The sequence below is a fragment of the Planotetraspora kaengkrachanensis genome (assembly GCF_016862895.1).
Lineage (GTDB): Bacteria > Actinomycetota > Actinomycetes > Streptosporangiales > Streptosporangiaceae > Planotetraspora > Planotetraspora kaengkrachanensis.
In genome coordinates this window covers 256,393-274,813 of the sequence record NZ_BONV01000002.1, presented here as the reverse complement: position 1 = coordinate 274,813, position 18,421 = coordinate 256,393, and the positions used below count along the sequence as shown (strand labels likewise).

The following is an 18,421-nucleotide window of genomic DNA, read 5'->3' as shown; positions in this document are numbered from 1 at the left end:
CGGGCACGGCCTCATGGAGAAGGCCGGCGCCGGCTCGAGCCGCCGCGCCGGGACGCTCAGTTCTGAGGCTTGCGCCAGACGATGCTGTAGCGCAACAGGAGGTGACGGCGATAGCGGGAGCCGGGCAGGACCTCGGCGGCCAGCGCCCGCATCTGCCGGTACGTCGCCGGTGGCGGCCACACCATGGGGGATGGATGCTCCCATTTGCCCTTCGTGGCCCGGTGGAAGGTGCTGACGGCGACGGCGGCGAGATCGCGCGGCAGGTCGGCGGGCATGGTGCTGCGGGCGAGGCCGACGACGGCCAGGACGCCGCCGGGACGCAGCAGGTCGCGCATGCGGGTCAGCCCCGTGACGGCGTCCATGTGGTGCAGGGTGGCCACGGATGCGATGACGTCGAACGAGGCGGGCTCGAAGGGGTGGGTGAGGAAGTCGCCGAGGACGTAGCCCACGTCATCCGGGTGCTCGCGGGCCTGGTCGATGCTGGGCGCGTGGAGGTCGATTCCGGTCACGCGCGGCACGCTCCGCCGGATTTCGCGGGCGAGCATGCCCTCGCCGCAGCCGACGTCGAGGGCATGCTGTGCGCCGTCAGGGATCGCGCGCAGGATGCGGGGGTGGTAGTGGATGTTGTGGTTCCACCGCCTGCCGTTCTCCTCTGTCATGTGATCATCGTGCCGGACGCGGGATCAGTGTGTCCGGCACTCAGGATCGGTGCGTTCGGGAACTTCCGCCGGGTCCAGTGATCCCGCAGGCGTCAGTCTCGCGCCAGTTCGATTGACGGCGCAGCGCCTCCGCGAAGCTGCGTGGCGGTGCGGTATTCGACCCGCCGTAAGCGGGGGCAAATCTACTCGGAAGCCATGTCGGGCCTGATGAGGGGTCGGCCGTCCGGCCCGCGCGATGGCCGGGTCGAATTGGTTAGCGTCCGGTTAAACGGCATATCAAATGGGTGAGTTGGTTATCGCCAGGTTAAATGGCATATAGCGGGTTAAATTTCATTTTCCCAATGTTTGACCACGTGTCTTACTGAGGCCAACCGAGATCCTTAGGTTCCCTAGCTGACGATCAAGCTAAGGGAGACCGACATGGACAGGACCCCCGCAGCCCGGGCTCGCGGGATCACGAAGGCGTTCGGTGATGTGGTCGCACTCGACGGCGTCGACCTCGACGTGGCGAGTGGGCAGATCCACGGCCTGGTCGGCCCGAACGGCGCCGGCAAGACGACGCTCCTCGGTCTGCTGCTGGGACTGGCGGTCGCGGACGGCGGCAGCCTCGAGATCCTGGGTACGCCGGTCGGGCGGACGCTGGCCGTCCCCGAGGGCGTCGCGGGTTTCGTGGACGGACCCGGGCTCTATCCTTCGCTCTCCGCGCGGCAGAACCTCTCGGCCCTGGCCTCGCTGCGCCGGTACGACGCCGATTCCACCGCCGGCGTCGACGAGGCCCTCGAGCAGGTCGGGCTCACCGACGTCGCCGACGACCGTGTCCGAGGCTTCTCGCTGGGGATGCGCCAGCGGCTCGGGCTGGCCGCCGCGCTGCTCACCGCACCACGCCTGCTCGTCCTCGACGAGCCCGCCAACGGTCTGGACCCCGCCGGTAAGCACCACGTGCACCGCGTCCTCACCCGCCTCGCCGCGGAGGGGACCGCGGTGGTCCTGTCCAGCCACCGGATGGACGACCTGGCCGCGCTGTGCTCCGAGGTCACCCTCCTCGCCACCGGACGGGTCGTCTTCTCCGGGCCGCTGAGCAAGCTCGCCGCCGAGAGCGGAGAACTCGACTACCGCCTGGTCACCTCTGACCCGGAGGCTGCCCGCCGGCTGGCGTCGGAGACACCCGGGCTCCGCGTCGTCTCCGGCTCCGAGCACGGTCAGCGACTGGACGCCGACGTCGTCGTACGCGGGCCGGTGCCGGCTGTCGACGAACTGGTCGTGCGACTCGTGCACGCCGGCGTGGCGCTCCGAGAACTCGGGCCTGTGGTGACACCGCTCGAGGCCGCGTTCCTGGCCCTGACCGGAACCGGCACCGTGCCTGCGAAGACCGATCAGGAGAACCTGTGATGACCGCCACCGTCACCCAGCCCCGGGCGGCCGCCCGGCCGGCGCCCGTGCTGCACGGCTACCGGTTCGAGCTGGTCAAACTGCTATCCCAGTGGCGGATCCGCCTGCTGCTGCTCGCCTGCTGGATCGGCCCGGCGGGCTTCGTGGCCGCGGTGAGCCTGCAGAGTTCGCTGCCCGCCGACACGGTCTTCGGCCGTCTGATGAACGCGACCGGCTGGGCGGGGTCGCTGGTCGTGCTGGACTTCTCGTGCACCTGGGCGCTCCCGCTGCTGACGGCGCTGGTCGCCGGCGACGTCTTCGCCGTCGAGGACCGGCTGGGCACGTGGCGCCACCTTCTCGTGGCGGTCCGCTCTCCGCAGCGGATCTTCATGGCGAAGACCCTGGCCAGCCTCACCGTGATCCTGCTGCTCGTCGTCGGCCTGACCGCGTCGGGCATCGCGGGCGGCCTGGCCGCGGTCGGCAACCGGCCGCTCGTCGGCTTGGACGGCCACCTCCTCGCCCCCGCCGACGCGGTCGGCAAGGTCCTGCTCGCCTGGGCCTGCGCGCTGGCGCCGACGCTGGCGTTCGCCGCGGTCGGCCTCCTCGGCTCGGTGGCCCTGGGCCGCTCCCCGATGGGACTGCTGATTCCCGTACTCCTCGCCCTCGCACTGCAGCTCGTGCAGTTGCTCCCGCTGCCGGTGGCCGTGCAGTTGGCCCTGCCGAGCCATGCCTTCCTCGCCTGGCGCGGGCTCTTCACCAGCCCGGCGCAGACCGGCCCGCTCCTCATCGGCCTCGTGGTGAGCCTCGTGTGGGCGGTAGTCGCCACCGCGCTGGCCTACCGCCTGTTCCTGCGCCGCGACTTCACCGACCTGACGTACGAGGGGTCGGGCCGGCGCGTACTCGTGACGGGAGCGCTGCCGCTGGCCGCACTGGTCGCCGTCGCCATCGGCGTGATCGCGGTCGCGACCCCGGCGACGGGCTCGGGGATCGAGAAGGGGAAGCTGCAGGACTCGCTCGCCACGGTGTACGGCCACCTCTACCGGCTGCAGACGCAGGAGCTCCACCGCCCCGACGTCACCGAGGCCCAGCTGCAGGCCGCCGCGACCTGCGACAAGGGCGACTCCCAGGTCTCCGACGAGGGGCCGGGCAACGACTGGCGGTGCGTCGTGACCTGGCGCCTCCCCGGCGCCACCGCCGTGGGCAACGCCATCTACCAGCTCGACGTCACCGCGGACGGGCGGTACGTCGCCGACGGAGACGGACCCAAGGAGGTGAACGGCTACTTCCAGGTGCGCACCCCCAACGGGGACGCGCCCAACCCCCTGTGGCAGTTCGACGGGAACGTCGACCTGCTCACAAGCACCACGAAGGAATAGTTTCATGCACGTCACGCGTCAGCGCGTCACGAAGGACCGTTTCGGACTTCGACCCACCGGCCGCCGGATCAACCTCCTGGCAGCCGCCACCGCCGCTCTCGTCGTCGCCGGCGGGGGCATCGCCTACGCCAACACCGGGATGTTCGGCACCGACCAGGTCGGCCAGACCACCGACAAGGGCCTGGTCGTGTCCGGCGACCAGTACATCAAGCCGATCGGTGACCGCCTCGTCATCAACAACGGCAAGATCATGTCGTCCTCGGTCAGTCCGGACGGTACCCACCTCGCGGCCGCGGTCACCGACGGTGGGGCGGCGCTCGCGATCGTCGACCTGAAGACCTGGCAAGTGCAGCAGGTCGTCAGCAACTCCGCGTCGTCGACCCCGCGCCTCAGCGGCACCGACGTCGGCCAGGAAGGCCCCACGTACTCGCCCGACGGCAAGCACCTGTGGCTGGGCCGGACCGACGGCTACACCCGGCTCGACGTGAACGCGGACGGCAGCGTCACCAACCCGGTCGACCTCAAGATCCCGGCGGACGGCTCCAAGCACGCGCTGATGGCCGCGGCGGTCTTCTCGGCCGACGGCTCCACCGTGTACGCGGCGGTCAACGGCCAGAACCGGGTGGTCGCGCTCGACGCGGTGACCGGGGCCGTCAAGCAGAGCTGGGCAGTGGGCAACGCCCCGCGCGGCATGGTCATGGTCGGGGACAAGCTGTACGTCAGCAACGAGGGCGGGCGTCCGGCGAAGCCCGGCGAGACCACGATCAACTCGTACGGCACCCAGGTGCCGGCCGACCCGAACACCGGTGCCACCACCACCGGCACGGTCAGCGTGATCGACCTGTCCAACCCGGCCGCCGCCCCCGCGAGCATCGACGTCGGTCTGCACCCGACCGCCGTGTACGCCAAGAACGGGGCGGTGTTCGTCACCAACACCGCCACCAACGACGTGTCGGTCATCGACACCAAGCGCGGCAAGGTCGTCCAGACCATCGCCACCCAGCCGTGGCCGGAGGCCTCGGTGGGTTACGAGCCCGACGCGGTGACGCTCACCGACGACGGTCACCTGCTGGTGACGCTCGGCCGCGCCAACGCGGTCGCCGTCTACCGCTACACCAAGCCGCAGGAGCCGGTCAGCTACGTCGGCCTGCTCCCGACGGACTACTTCCCCGCGGAGATCACCACCGTGGGCGACGACGTGGTCGTCTCCAACACCCGTGGCATCGACGCCCGCCGTCCCACGACCGCGGCCGGGCACGGTACCCACGACACGACGTCGAGCCTGACGCGGTTCAAGCTGCCGTCCGACAAGGAGATCGGCAAGTACACGGACACGGTCTTCGAGCAGAACGGCTGGGGCAAGAACGACCTCAAGCTGGCCCACGGCAACAAGCAGAAGGCCGAAGCGGTCCCGAAGCGACTCGGCGACCCGTCGACCATCAAGCACGTCTTCCTGCTGGTCAAGGAGAACCGGACCTACGACCAGGTCTTCGGTGACATCCCCCAGGGCAACGGCGACCCGACGCTGGCCCAGTACGGCGAGAACGTCACGCCGAACCAGCACGCGCTGGCCGAGCAGTTCGGGCTGTACGACAACACCTACGACATCGGCACCAACTCCGCCGAGGGTCACAACTGGCTGATGCAGGCCGACAACCCGGAGTACACCGAGTCCTCGGCCGGCGAGTACCTGCGCAGCTACGACACCGAGGACGACGCTCTCGGCCACCAGCGGACCGGCTTCATCTGGACCGGCGCGCAGGCGGCGGGCAACACCGTGCGTGACTTCGGCGAGTTCCACCAGTTCCTGACCAAGCCGGCCGCCGCCACCTGGCAGAACCTGTACTGCGACACCAAGAACATGGACGCGACCGGGCAGGGCACCGCCTACACCCTGGACTCGTCCTCGCCGATCCCGTCGCTCAACGACGTGTCGGTGCACGGCTTCCCGAAGTTCGACACCAGCGTCCCGGACATCTACCGGTACCAGATCTGGAAGCAGGACTTCGAGGCCAACGGGCCGGCGAACCTGAACATGTTCTGGCTCTCCAGCGACCACACCGGTGGCCCGGTGAACGGGGCCGCACAGGTCGCCGACAACGACCTGGCCGTCGGCAAGATCGTTGACGAGATCTCGCACAGCAAGTACTGGAAGGACTCGGCGATCTTCGTCGTCGAGGACGACTCCCAGGCCGGCACCGATCACGTCGACGGACACCGTGCCCCGGTCCAGATCATCAGCCCCTGGGCCCAGCACGGCAAGGTCGACAGCCACTACTACACGCAGATCAGCATGATGCGCACCATCGAGCAGATCCTCGGGATCCACCCGATGAACCAGAAGGACACCGCCGCCACCCCGATGACTGCGGCCTTCACCAACACGCCCGACTACACGCCGTTCACCTTCCTCCCGAACCGCACCTCGCTGACCCTGGGTCTGTCGGGCACGAAGCTGCCGTCCTGCGGTGCGGACGTCCCGGCCCCGCAGGACCCGGCCGCCGCGGCCGCGCCGACGGCGAAGGTGCCGGCGGACAAGCAGGAGATCGCGAAGAAGTGGGGGGCCTGGAAGTCGCAGCAGTCCTTCACCGGGCCCAGCGCCCGGGCCGACTCCGCCGCCCCCGAGCAGATGAACCGCTTCTCGTGGTACGAGGCGCACGACTGGAAGAAGCCCTACCCGGGCGATGACAAGATCTACGCGCCGGACCAGGTGCCCGGCGCCGCGATCCCGTCGTCGGAGAACGACGGCTGACCTCCGCACAACTCACAGGACGGCCCGCGGGGATCCCCGCGGGCCGTCTGGTTTCCCTGCCCTCCCTGTCCGGTGCACTCAGGGGCCGGTAACCACGGTGATCGGATGACGGGCCTGGAAGGCGAGCCGGTCGTCGGCATCCCGCGCCAGTGCGTCCAGGACGTCGTCGAGAGCCATGAACGCCTCCCAGGGACTTCCCCCGCAGTCCCGGCGGATCCGCTCGACGACGCGGTCTTCGAGGTCGCCGACCCGTTTCGCCTTCCAGATCTTGTCGGCGAGGCTGACCAGGAGGTCCTCCGTACTGATGTCGGCGGCCGTCCACGTCGCGTGGTTCCTGGCGAAGCGCGCGAGGCGGGCGTCCACGCCGTGAGTGCGGAGCAGTTCGTATCCGGCCTGTTCATGCGCGTGGCCCGGTCCGGACAGCTCGCCGGTGTGGATCACCTTGCCGACGTCGTGAGTGGCGGCGCCGAACAGGACCTCCTCGCGGTCGAACCGCAACCGGGGGAGCGTTTCGCCGAACGCGTCGACGAGACCGCGCGCGGTGTCGTGGACGGCCCGCAGGTGCGCGGCAAGGCGCGGCGGCGCCTCCAGGTCGAGGAGCAGGCGGGTGACGTCCTCCGGCAGCGGGCCGATCCCGGGGGTCGCAGGCTCGGTCAGGGCGCGCCGCAGGGCGATCAAGCTCACGTGGGAAGCCTAACCGCGGGGTCCGGCGTCAAGAGGGAATCTACGATGTAAAGGCCACCGGCCGCATACGCCACCGGCGTCGCAGGAGCTGTCGCGCCTGGCCCGGCTATCCTCTGGCGCCGTGTTTGAGCGCGTCGTCCAGTGATTCGTATGCCGTGATGCCTCCGACCCGGCCGGTGATCCCGGTCACGTCGAAGATCCGCCGGAGGCGTGGAGAGAGGCCGCATACGACGACCCGCTCGCCCATCCCGAGGCGTCTGTAGACGTCGAGGATCACGCGCAGGCCGGAACTGTCCATGAAGCGGAGCTCGCTGAGGTCGAAGACAAGGCGCTGCGGCTCCTGGGCCACGATCGCCTCGACCTGTTGGTGAAATGCAGGTTCAGCGGCGATGTCGAGCTCTCCACGTGCCCTGATGATCGTGAATGGAGGGCGATGTTCGGTCGAGGCTTCGAAGACTTCCATGCGGCTCACCTCCATCGCGTGCGGAGCAGAAGGTCTTGTCCTCTCACCAGCAACCCTATGTCGCGCTCCTGAGCCCCTGAGCTGGGCGGGGGCCTGCGGGCGGCCATACCCCCGTGGCGCCCGGCAAGATTGATCGCCTCGATCGTCTTGAAAGAGGTGAGGGAAGCCGAGGTGACCTCTAGGTACATTACTGTCGAGTCCGCCCATGTCAGCTGATCGAGGGGGCGAGGCCGAGCACCGCGACGAGGAGACCATGACACCGGCAGCCAAGCGCGTCACCAGTGCGGACGTCGCCCAGGCCGCGGGCGTTTCCCGGACCACGGTGAGCTTCGTGCTCAACGACAAGCCCGGATACTCCATCCCGGAGGAGACCCGCCGTCGCATCCTCGAAGCCGCCGAGCGTCTCGACTACCGCCCCCGCGCATCCGCGCGTTCCCTGGCCGCGGGACGGAGCGACATCGTGTTGCTCGCCGTCCCCGATCTGCCGATCGGCGCGGGCATCAGCCGTTTCATCGAGGAACTCGCCGGCGCCCTCGCGGGACACGGCCTGACCATGGTCACCCACCTCGCGGGCGCACGCGGTCGGCCCCTGCCGGATGTGTGCGCGGCCGTGGACGCGTCCGTGGTGATCGGCTTCGACTCGTTCGACGAGGACACCGTCCAAGCCCTTTATCGGGCGGGCGCCGACGTGGTGCTTCCGGCGCGTGCCGGCGCCTCCCTCGCGTTGCAGCCGATCGGCCGGCTGCAGGCCGACCACCTGATCGGCCGCGGGCATCGTCGGCTCGGCTACGCGATGCCGGAGCATCCCGATCTGCGGTCGATGGCCGAGGCCCGGCTGGACGGCGTCGTCGAGGCCTGCCTCGACGCCGGGCTCGAGCGTCCAGTGGTGCTGAGCACCAGCCTGGAGATCGCGCGGGCGGCCCAGGCGGTGGCCGGGTGGACCGAGAGATCCGTCACCGGCGTTTGCGCCTTCAACGATGAGACCGCGATCGCGGTGCTCGCGGGCATGCGCGAGCACGGTCTCGCCGCCCCCGGAGACCTGGCGGTCGTCGGCGTCGACGACATCCCCACCGCACGGCTGGCGGCTCCGCCGATCACCACGGTCTGCTTCGACCTGCCCGAGGTGGCCCGCCACCGTGCCGAAGAGATCGTGGCGGTCCTGTCCGGCCGCGAATCGCCCGTCGCGTTCACCTCGGCTCTCCTCCAGGTAGTCCCGCGCTCGTCCACGTGAGCGTCGCGGCCGCCCGGCGCCACGCCCGGCCGGACGCGCGGCCACGCGCCCGGCCGGACCTGCGTTCCGGCGGATCCTAGGCTGAGGGCTTCACCTGGAACACCGTGCTCGCGTCGTGGAACAGCGTTCCCTCGCCCGGCTTCTTGACCGTGATGTCGAGATAGAGGGGTCGGCCGGTGGCCGGAGTGGCGAAGGTGATCGGATACTGCTGCCGGCCGCCGAGCGCGACCTTCAGGTCGGCGCTGCCCTGGGCGACCGGACGGCCGCTCGCGGAACCGGCGCGCAGGCTCCACGAGACGGTCAGGCGTTCACCGGAGAAGGTGTCGTTGAACACCGTGAGCCGGCGCGTGGTGGGGCCGGGCGTGATGACCGCGGGCGTGGTCGGCCACGCGCCGGCCTCGTTCGACAGCTTGTTGGCATCCCAGAAAGCGGAGTCGATCACCGCGACGGGATTGAAGGCGTTCTGGATGAGGCGGATGGTGGGGTTCGCCCAGGGGTTGGGAAGGTTGTCTTCGCCGTAGATCGGGTGGGGACCGTTGGGATAGCCGGCCTCCAGTTGCATGTCCGTCCGTTTCACGCCGGGAATGTGCGAGGCCCAACCGGACAGCAGGGTGTAGGGGCGGGCCTCGGATCCGCCCTGCTCGCGCATGCGCATGGTGGCGGTGCCGAACCAGGTCAGCCCTTGCGGGGTGCTGTCGGCGGACCAGATGAACTCGCCCTGGCCGTGCGGTTTGCCGGTGGGTCCGTCGCAGATGCTCTCGTCGTACTTGCCGAATGAGTTGCCGTGGTAGTGGCAGAAGACGGTGTAGTTGTCATGAGGCAGGTCGGGTGACTCGCCGTCGGTGCTGATCGGCCGCGTGGTGTCGTACCGCATGACGGTCTGGTAGAGCGTTTCGTCGAAGGCGGGTCCTGCGCCGGGGTTGGCGAAGAACTGCACCTGGGGCTCGTTGGCCTGGCTCCATCGCAGCACCGACGCGTGGTTGCGGTCGCGCTGGACGAGGGCGGCCAGGTGATCGACCATGTTGTCCCGGCCGGCGTCGAAGTTCTCGCGGTTGTTCGAGCCGCGGATCGCGGTCTCGTCCTGGATCATGAGGCCCATCTCGTCGGCGACGTCGAGCATGTACGGCGTCGCCGGGATCTGGTGGATCCGCACGCTGTTGTAGTTCAGGCGCTGGTAGTCGTCCACCGCCTCGGGCCAGCCGCCGTTGCCCCGTGACGGCTTCAGGAACCCGGGGAACGTGTCGTACGCGTCGCTGCGGCCGTGGTGGTCGATGTTGTCGTAGTTCGCGCCCTGCAGGCTGTCCCCGCGGAAATTCACCCGCACGCCGTTGAGTTCGTAGTGGTCGCCGGCCTGGGCCAGTTCACGGAACCCGAACCGGACGTCGTACGTCGACGGCTTCGCGTGTCGGTCTCCGGTGGTGACCGCGAGGTGCAGATCATGCAGCTGGGCCCGGTAGCCCTCGCGGTAGGGCACGTTGGGCCACCAGAACGAATCCGGGCCCGCACGCCATGGCAGCGCGACGGTCACCGTGATCGTCGTGTCGGCGGGGACGGTCACGTCGCGGCGGGGGATCGAGGGATAGTTCCAGTGCTCGCGGTTCCACGAACTGAGCGCACCGCTCAGGGTGACCCGCTGCGGCCGGGACGTGCGGTTGGCGATGGACACGTCATAGCTCAGCTGACGCTTGCTCACCGAGGTACGGACGACCGCGTCGGTGACGGAGACGGCCGGGAGCACCTCGAGGTCGGCCGAACGGAAGATGCCCTGGGCGACGTCGTCCGACCAGGAGGCCCCTTCGGGGACCAGATAGCGGCCGTCGGGGCCGACGAGCGCCTTTCGACCCTCGACCGTGACGTCGATGCGGTGCGTTCCGCCCGGTCGGACGAAGCCGGTGAGGTCGAACGTGGACGCGGTGTACGACGTCACGTTGGTGCCGACGGTGCGTCCGTCGACCTTGACGGTCGCCCGGTGGTTGACGGCGCCGAAGGTCAGCCGGGTGACCTGGTCTGCGGCGACGTCTGGCACCCGGATCGTCCGGCTGTAGACGGCTCTGGACAGATCGGCGTAGCCCTGCTTCAGCCACCCGCCGCCGGGGACCTGGATCGTGGTCCGTTTCCCGCTCGCGGCCGAGTCGACGCACGTCATGGGGCCGGTGGTCGTGCCGAACGGGCCGCCGCCGGTACAGACGGTGTTCGTCAGCGGTGTGAAATCCCAGGTTCCGGCGAGGCTGACCGTCTTCGCCGGCTCAGGGCCGGAAACGCCGTTGAGATACCCCGCCTCGAACGTCGGCCGGCCGGGCTTCCCTTCGTGCGTGGGGGCGAGGCCTGCCGACTGGCCGAACGAAGGTGCGGCGGGGCCGGCGATCAGCCCGATCGCCGCCACCACGGCCGGTAATCCTTTGCCGAGAACCCGCATCGGCCAGGGGCGAGCGGCATTCGATCTGCTCACGGGGACTCCGTTTCTGTGGGGGTGTGCGGTTGTGGAGGCGTGCGCCACCGACGCGAATGCCGAGGCGGCATCGCGTGGTCGCTCATGAGTCGGAAAGCCGCCGCTCGCCGGTGAACCGATGGACTGATGCGATTCGCTGCTCAGGAATCCCGCGGTGAGGGAGCGGCGGCGACCGGCACGGCCGGTTGGTGCTGAGGCTCCTCGGAGCTCTGTTAGCGTTAACAACCTCCACTAGTAACGCGCGTTAGTAGTGCCAAGCCGGGAGTCAACCTCACCGGGTGAGGGTGGCGATAGTCGTGCGGGACCGACGTTGCCAACTCGTTATCGTCGGGCCCGGCATCCGGCCCAGGCGCCGGAGATGCGCGGTTCGATCCCTATGACGCGTGCCGTCCGGGCGCGGATCCCGTGCCCGGGGAGACGACTTCTCCTGATCGCAGGTCCTGGCTGAGTTCCCGATCTGGGAGGAGTCGCGACGCGGTGAGCACGATCGCCAGTGCCGCGAGGCCGGGGACCAGCGCGAAGGCTTCGCGAAGCTGAAAGAGCCCGGCGCCGGCGAGCGCGCCGGCCAGCAGGGCGACCACCGCGCCCGCGCGGCGGCGCCAGCGGACGCTGGTTCCGCCCGCGAGTCGTGAGTCCGCTCCGAGGCCGGTGAGGGTGCTGGTGACGACCGTCGTCGGCAGGTCGGCGACGGACAGTTTCTTGGTGGCGGCTCCCTGGACGCCCATCGCGAACGCCAGGAGAGGTGCGATCACGTGCGGCGCCGGCGCCCTCGGTTGTGTCACCCAGAGGAGGAACACCGACAGCAGCATCGCGAAGGTGATGCCTACGCAGACCGTCAGTTGTCGCGGCCAGGTGGCCGTGATGTCGCAACGCCGTACGATCCGTCCCGCGGCGATGGTGCCGACGATGAACGCGCCGAGGGCGATCGCGGAATTCAGCAACGGCAGAGCGGCTCCACCGGCGGCGAATCCGATGATCGCGACGTTGCCGGTCATGTTCGCGGTGAACACCTGACCGAGGCCGAGGTAGCTGGCGGCGTCGACCGCACCGGTGACCGAAGTCAGCAGCAGGAGGAGCAGGACGCGGGTGTTCTCACGATCAAGACCGAAGAGAGGTCCGGAGCGGCCGCGATAACGCTTACTTACTGACGGCGGAGGTAGTACGGCCATCTATATGGTGCCTTGCCTTGCTGTTCACAGATGTAACCGATGGTAGAGGGTGACCTCACCACGTGGTGACGCCGCCGTCCGAACCAGGGCGCCTGTGCTCCCGAGGGGCCGGTTCGACGGCTCGGGCGGGGCCCATGACCGCTTCTCGCCGGTTCGGCGCCGGCCGGGATCGCCGGCTTCAAGGGGCAGAGCCTTCTTCGCCGGGCCCGTTCATGGCCGGAAATCAAAACTTCGTGCGTGGTTAGAATGCAGGCATGAAGGCCGCATTCCGCACCAGGTACGGTCCGCCGGAAGTGGTAACAGTCACAGAAGTGGAGAAGCCTTCGCCCAAGGACGGCGAACTTCTCATCAAAGTCCACGCGACGACGGTCAATCGCACCGACTGCGCGCTGAGGGCGGCCAAGCCATTCTTGTGGCGATTCTTCACCGGGCTGATCAGGCCGAACGTGAGGATTCTCGGGAACGAGTTCGCGGGAGAAGTCCACGCGCTGGGCGCCGGCGTCACATCCTTCGCCGTCGGCGACAGGGTGTTCGGCTACAACGACGCCGGATTCGGGGCCCACGCCGAATACATGACGGTTGCGCATGACGGAACCCTCGCGACGATGCCGGAAGGACTGACCTTCGAGGAGGCCGCCCCCAGCACCGAGGGGTCGCACTACGCCCTCTCGGTGATCAGGGCGGCGAAGATCGAGCGCGGCCACGACGTCCTGGTCTACGGCGCGACCGGGGCCATCGGCTCGGCTGCGGTCCAGCTCCTGAAGAGCATCGGCGCCGGAGTCACCGCGGTCTGCGGAACGAAGGACGTGGAGCTCGTCAGGACCCTGGGCGCCGACAAGGTCGTCGACTACATGACAGAAGACTTCACGAGGGACGAGAGGAAATACGACTTCGTCATCGACGCGGTCGGCAAGAGCACGTTCTGGCGATGCAGGCGGCTGCTGAAACCACGCGGAGTCTTTGTCGTGGGTGACCTGGGCCCGTGGTCGCAGAATCCGATCCTGGCGCTCATCACTCCGCTGCTCGGCGGCAAGAAGGTCAAGTTCCCGCTGCCGAAGCACGACCAGGCGACGGCTCGCTATTTCAAGGAACTGATCGAGTCCGGGCGGTTCAAGCCGGTCATCGACAGGCGGTACTCACTGGACGAGATCCTCGAAGCCCACCGGTACGTGGAAACAGGCCGGAAAACGGGAAACGTTGTGATCAGCATCGGCCATTCGAGCTGAACGCCGGTGACCGCCCGCATCCCCGTCCGGATCTCACCGGCAGAGGGACGCGGGCGGGCGGCGCAGGTGGTCAGCGGAGCCTGAGGAGCTCCGCCGCGCGTTCTGCGATCGCGTAGACGGTGGGGTTGGTGTTCGCAGAGACGAGATGGCATCACGGAGGCGTCGGCGACCCGGAGACCTTCGACACCGTGTACGCGCGCGTTTCGTGCATGATCACGCTCGTGGTTCGCCCAGGTCGCAGGGTGTTTCGCCGAACCTTTGCATGATCACGGGGTGCGTTCATGCTGGCCGTACGGCGTGTCCCCGAACCTGTGCATGATCACGGCGGTCACCTCGGCGGCGGACGGCACGGCTAGCGGGCGGCCCGCAGGATCAACTTCGTCACCGCGTCGGGGTGGCTCATCATCGCGACGTGGGAGCTGTCGATCTCGACGGTCGTGGCCCCGGCCCGTTTCGCCATCGCGCGCTCGGCCTGGGGCGGGATGATCTTGTCCTGCCGGGCGACGAGGTACCAGCTCGGCACCGACTTCCACGCGGGCGGACCGGACGGCGTGACGAGCGCCGCCAAAGCGCCGGGCCGCTGCGTCGCGGCCATCACGCCGGTCGTGCTCCGCGGGAGGTCCTGTGCGAACAGGCTGTGGAAGTAGGCGGGGTCGATGGAGGCGTCTCCGTCTCCGGGGGTCGCGCCCGGGTAGGGCCGCACGATGAGGTGGTCGGTCACGTCGGTGTGGCCGCCGCCCAGCGTGTTCGCGGCCGCGACGCTCTCGCCCTGGTCCGGCGCGTAGGCCGCCACGTAGACCAGCGCCTTGACGTTCGGGTTTCCCGTGGCGCCGTTGCTGATCACCGCGCCGCCGTACGAATGCCCGACGAGCACGACGGGGCCGTCGACGGCGGTCAGGAACTGACGGAGGTACTCACCGTCAGCTTGCGGCCCGCGGAGCGGATTCGAGAACGCGACCACCTTGTAGCCGGCGGCGAGCAGCCGGCCGGTGACGGCGTTCCAGCCGCTGGAGTCGGCGAAGGCGCCGTGTACCAGGACGATCGTCGGCTTCACCGACGGCGTCCGGTGCGTCTGTGCGGCGGCGGTGAGGGGGGCGGAGGACGCGTTGGCCGAGGCGGTGGCCCCGGTGAGGGCGAGCCCGCCCATGAGGGCGGCGCCGGCGATCGTCCCGAGCAACCGGCGTCGCGGACGGGAGCGCGGAGGTGCGCCGGACTGGGAACTGCGGGAAGTCATGGGGACTCCTCGGGTCGGAGGGACCCGCACATCGTCGGCCGGTCGACCCGTGCGCCGGACCACGTGATGTTCGTAGTTCCCGGGCTTGGTGCCGTCCGGGTGGGTGGCTTAGCGTCATGGGCATGATCACAACCGGGGGACTATTCGGTCGCGACGACGAGCGGCGGAGGTTGGGCCTCCTGCTCGGCAACGCGCGCAACGGCCGCGGCGGATCACTCCTGATCACCGGAGAACCGGGGATCGGGAAGACCGCGCTGCTCGAGGCGTCCGCTGCCGGCGCGGCCGGATTGTCACTGCTCCGCCTCGACGGTTTCGAGTCGGAGATGACGCTTCCCTTCGCGGCCATCCAGCGGCTGACCATCCCGCTGAGTGAGCACTTACCCGCGCTCTCCGACCGCCAGCAGCAGGCGATCGAGGTCGCCTCGGGGGTCGCCGACGGCCCGCCACCCGATCGCTTCCTGGTGGGACTGGGAGTGCTCGGACTGCTCGCCGCGGCCGCCGCCGAGACTCCCGTCCTGTGTGCGGTGGACGACGCACACCTGCTGGACCAGGAGAGCCTGGAGGTCATGGCCTTCGTGGCTCGGCGTATCGCCGTCGAGCCGGTCGCGATGCTCTTCGCCGCCAGGGATGAGGAAACCGTCGCCGCGCGGATGGGCGGTGTTCCCGAGTTGGCTCTCGGCGGGCTCGATCAGGAGTCGGCCACGGCTCTTCTCAGCCGGTCGCTCGCCGCTCCGATCGACCCGGCCTCGGCGGCCGCGATCGCGCGGGCCACGGGAGGGAATCCGCTCGCGCTCATCGATCTCGCCGAAGGCCTGTCCGCGCAGGAGCTCGGCGGTCTGGGCCTCGGCAACGATCCGATCCCGGTGGGCCGTCGTCTCGAGGCGCATTACGCGCGGCGGGTGCGGGAGACGGACGACGAGGTCCAGCAGTGGGTGCTGCTGGCCGCCGCTGACACCACGGGCAACATCGACTTCATCACGTCCGCGGCACGCGCGATGGGTCTCGGTGAGGACGTGCTGGATCAGGCCGAGGCCGCCGGGCTGGTGGAGCTGCGGGAAACGGTCCGGTTCCGGCACCCGCTGGTGCGATCCGCCGTTTACAACGCCGCCTCGGGCGCGGACCGCAGGCGAGCCCACCGCGCCCTGGCCGGGGCAGCGGACCAGCACGGGATGGTCGAGCTCGAGGCATGGCATTCCGCGAAGGCCACGCTGGGAACGGACGCGCACGTGGCCGACCGGCTGGAGCACGCGGCAGACCTCGCCGCGCGTCGTGGCGGTTTCGCTTCCCGGGCGAGCATTCTGACCCGCGCCGCGGAGCTGACTCCGCCCGGCCGCGTCAAGGACTCGCGCCTGGTCGGCGCGGCAGAGGCCGCGCTCGCCGTGGGCGCCGCCCAGATAGCCCACGAGCTGCTCGAGAGGGTCGACGCCGACTCCGCCGATCGCGTCGATCGCGGGCGGATGATCGTCGTTCGCTGTGCGCTCGGCATGTTCACGGCGGATCCGGCCGTGTTGCTGCCTGCGGCGGCCGAACTCGCCCGCGCCGCGGACGAGTTCCACGGACTCGACACCGAACGTGAACAACGGGCCCTCCTCAGGGCCTTCGAGTCCTGTGCGGTCGCCGACCGGCTCATGCGCGGTGTCTCGCAGGACGCCCTGGGCCTGCGCATCGAGGCCGCGTCGCAGCTGGGCGGCGGACCGGACACGATCATCTTGGCGGGCCTCGGGTCGCTCATCCTGCGGCCCTACGCGGAGGCGGTTCCCCATGCCAGGGCGGCGTTCGATGCGATCGTGAAGTTGCCGAACCGCGAGATGATGCACATGGGTTCGGTGATCGCGGCGCTGGGGACCTTCCTGTGGGATGACGCCGGTCGCAGGTCCGCGCTCGCCCGGGCCTCCGCGGCGGCGCGGGAGGCCGGGGCGCTGCAGGCCCTCGACGCGTTGATGTGGGCCACGTCACTGTCCGAGTTGAACGGTGGGACCGTGCGACGGGCCGAGGAGGCCATCGAACAGGTCCGCGAGGTACGGCGGGCGATGGGCTACGACGCGGAGAATGTGATCAACGCCGCCCTGATGGCGTGGACCGGTTCGCCGCGCCATGTCGTCCTCGCCGTCGCGGACGGTGCGAACGCCGTCGGCTTCGGTGGTGTCGGCGCTTCCGCGATCGCGGCCGTCGGCCTCCGCGACCTCGCCGAAGGCCGTTACCGTGACGCCTACGACTGCCTCAAGCCGCTGATCCAGGACCCGTTTCTCCAGGTGACACCCCTTCAGTACCCCGACTTCGTCGAAGCGGCGGTCCGGAGCGGACGCGCGCACGAGGCAGAGCCGTACGTCGACCTGCTCATGGAGCGGGCGGCGGCGAACGACTCGCTGTGGTGCCGAGGGGTCGCCGAGCGCGCTCGAGCGCTGACAAGTGAGGACTCGGTTGCGGAATCCCACTTCGTGGCCGCGGTCCAGGCGCTTGGGCGAACAGGTGCGCAGATCGACCTCGCCCGTGCCCATCTGCTGTACGGCGAGTGGCTGAGGCGGATGAGGCGTCGCCGTGAAGCGGGCGAGCAGCTACAGGTGGCACTCCAGCACTTCGACCACAGCGGCGCCCAGATGTTCGTCCCACGGACTCGCGCCGAGCTTGAGGCCGTCGGAGCGAAGCCGGTGGCCCACACCGACTCCGGGACACCCGATCTGACCGCTCAGGAGTCGACCATCGCCAGGCTGGCGGCGGTCGGACACACGAATCCGGAGATAGCGGCCAACCTTTTCATCAGTGCGAACACTGTCGACTACCACCTGCGCAAAGTGTTCCAGAAGCTCGGCATCTCCTCACGGCGTCAGCTCGCGGACAGGCTGGACGCCGCCGACGGCTGAGTGACCCCTGAGCGACCACTGAGCGACTACGTGGATCACGTGGTCCACGAGAGGGGGCACCGGCGGCACGCTCGATTCACCCATCGAGCCAAAGGAGGCCACGGTGCCCTACGTCACCGCCGACGACGGAGCCAAGATCTTCTACAAGGACTGGGGGACCGAAGGATCCCCGGTTCTGCTCAGCCACGGCTGGCCGCTCAACTCCGACGCCTGGGAGGCGACCGCACTCTTCCTCGCGAGGAACGGGCACCGTGCGATCGCCCACGACCGGCGGGGCCACGGACGCTCGTCGCAGACCTGGCACGGCAACGAGATGGACACCTACGCCGACGACCTGGCCTGCCTGATCGAACACCTCGACCTGCGGGACCTCACCCTGGTCGGTCACTCGACCGGCGGCGGGGAGGTCGTCCACTACATCGGCCGGCACGGCACCAGCCGGGTGTCCAAGGTGGTCCTCGTGTCGGCCGTCCCGCCGTTGATGCTGCGCACCGACGACAATCCCGAGGGGCTGCCGATCGAGACCTTCGACGCCATCCGCGCGGGCGAGGCCGCGAACCGGTCCCAGCTCTACCGCGATCTGGCCGACGGCCCGTTCTTCGGGCACAACCGCAGGCAGGACGTCGACCGGGGGTTCCGGGACGCATTCTGGCTGCAGAGCATGGCGTGCGGGCACCGGGCCGCGTACGAGTGCATCGCGGCCTTCTCGGCCACCGACTTCCGGCCGGACCTGGCGAAGATCGACGTCCCCACCCTGGTCGTCCACGGCGACGACGACCAGATCGTGCCGTTCGAGGTCGGGGGGAAGCGGTCGGCAGGACTAATCGACGGAGCCGTCCTGAAGATGTACGAAGGGAGCGGACACGCTCTGCCGGACACCGACCGCGACCGCCTGCACGCCGACCTGCTCGAGTTCATCGACGCCTGAATCGACACCGCACCCCTGCCT

General features: G+C 69.3%; 13 protein-coding genes and 1 pseudogene. 7 read left to right on the top strand and 7 right to left on the bottom strand.

Going from position 1 to position 18,421, the window contains the following annotated elements; translation table 11 throughout:
• Window positions 1-56: 56 nt before the first annotated feature.
• On the bottom strand, window positions 57-659 hold the full coding sequence (locus Pka01_RS04070) for a class I SAM-dependent methyltransferase (protein ID WP_203881188.1): 603 nt from the start codon (window positions 657-659) through the stop codon (window positions 57-59).
• A gap of 420 nt (window positions 660-1,079) precedes the next feature.
• Between Pka01_RS04070 and Pka01_RS04065 the strand changes: the two genes are divergently transcribed.
• From Pka01_RS04065 to Pka01_RS04055, 3 genes are read left to right on the top strand one after another with little or no spacing between them, the layout of a single operon-like run.
• A complete protein-coding gene (locus tag Pka01_RS04065; protein ID WP_203881187.1) occupies window positions 1,080-2,048 on the top strand; it encodes an ABC transporter ATP-binding protein in 969 nt (322 codons plus the stop codon).
• Window positions 2,048-3,403: an ABC transporter permease gene (locus tag Pka01_RS04060; RefSeq protein ID WP_203881186.1), complete on the top strand. Its 1,356-nt coding sequence runs from the start codon at window positions 2,048-2,050 to the stop codon at window positions 3,401-3,403. The genes Pka01_RS04065 and Pka01_RS04060 overlap by 1 nt, the downstream gene beginning before the upstream one ends.
• A gap of 4 nt (window positions 3,404-3,407) precedes the next feature.
• Window positions 3,408-6,155, top strand: a complete 2,748-nt coding sequence (locus Pka01_RS04055; RefSeq protein ID WP_203881185.1) for an alkaline phosphatase family protein — start codon at window positions 3,408-3,410, stop codon at window positions 6,153-6,155.
• 78 nt (window positions 6,156-6,233) lie between these two features.
• On the opposite strand, the gene Pka01_RS04050 is transcribed toward Pka01_RS04055, so the two are convergent.
• A complete protein-coding gene (locus Pka01_RS04050) occupies window positions 6,234-6,839 on the bottom strand; it encodes an HD domain-containing protein (protein ID WP_239114716.1) in 606 nt (201 codons plus the stop codon).
• A 106-nt stretch (window positions 6,840-6,945) separates the two neighbouring features.
• Window positions 6,946-7,302 (bottom strand): STAS domain-containing protein, encoded by a 357-nt coding sequence (locus Pka01_RS04045; protein WP_203881184.1) that lies wholly within the window; start codon window positions 7,300-7,302, stop codon window positions 6,946-6,948.
• A 205-nt stretch (window positions 7,303-7,507) separates the two neighbouring features.
• Here Pka01_RS04045 and Pka01_RS04040 point away from each other — a divergent pair, with 205 nt between their 5' ends.
• Window positions 7,508-8,533: a LacI family DNA-binding transcriptional regulator gene (locus Pka01_RS04040; RefSeq protein WP_203881183.1), complete on the top strand. Its 1,026-nt coding sequence runs from the start codon at window positions 7,508-7,510 to the stop codon at window positions 8,531-8,533.
• Between the two features lie 76 nt (window positions 8,534-8,609).
• Here the strand turns inward: Pka01_RS04040 and Pka01_RS04035 are convergent, their stop codons facing one another.
• On the bottom strand, window positions 8,610-10,982 hold the full coding sequence (locus Pka01_RS04035; protein WP_203881182.1) for a glycoside hydrolase family 2 TIM barrel-domain containing protein: 2,373 nt from the start codon (window positions 10,980-10,982) through the stop codon (window positions 8,610-8,612).
• A gap of 374 nt (window positions 10,983-11,356) precedes the next feature.
• On the bottom strand, window positions 11,357-12,151 hold the full coding sequence (locus Pka01_RS04030; protein WP_203881181.1) for a YoaK family protein: 795 nt from the start codon (window positions 12,149-12,151) through the stop codon (window positions 11,357-11,359).
• Window positions 12,152-12,405: 254 nt separating this feature from the next.
• On the opposite strand from Pka01_RS04030, the gene Pka01_RS04025 reads away from it, so the two are divergent.
• The gene (locus Pka01_RS04025; protein ID WP_203881180.1) at window positions 12,406-13,377 is read left to right on the top strand and encodes an NAD(P)-dependent alcohol dehydrogenase; all 972 of its coding nucleotides are present in this window, start codon (window positions 12,406-12,408) and stop codon (window positions 13,375-13,377) included.
• Between the two features lie 137 nt (window positions 13,378-13,514).
• Here the strand turns inward: Pka01_RS04025 and Pka01_RS41515 are convergent.
• Together Pka01_RS41515 and Pka01_RS04015 are read right to left on the bottom strand one after the other, a co-directional pair.
• Window positions 13,515-13,571, bottom strand: a pseudogene (locus Pka01_RS41515) (GMC oxidoreductase); the annotation flags it as partial.
• A 158-nt stretch (window positions 13,572-13,729) separates the two neighbouring features.
• On the bottom strand, window positions 13,730-14,611 hold the full coding sequence (locus Pka01_RS04015; RefSeq protein WP_239114715.1) for an alpha/beta fold hydrolase: 882 nt from the start codon (window positions 14,609-14,611) through the stop codon (window positions 13,730-13,732).
• A gap of 122 nt (window positions 14,612-14,733) precedes the next feature.
• Between Pka01_RS04015 and Pka01_RS04010 the strand changes: the two genes are divergently transcribed.
• Complete coding sequence (locus Pka01_RS04010) at window positions 14,734-17,472, top strand: helix-turn-helix transcriptional regulator (protein WP_203881179.1); 2,739 nt, start codon at window positions 14,734-14,736, stop codon at window positions 17,470-17,472.
• A gap of 103 nt (window positions 17,473-17,575) precedes the next feature.
• The gene (locus Pka01_RS04005) at window positions 17,576-18,400 is read left to right on the top strand and encodes an alpha/beta fold hydrolase (RefSeq protein WP_203881178.1); all 825 of its coding nucleotides are present in this window, start codon (window positions 17,576-17,578) and stop codon (window positions 18,398-18,400) included.
• Window positions 18,401-18,421: the final 21 nt, after the last annotated feature.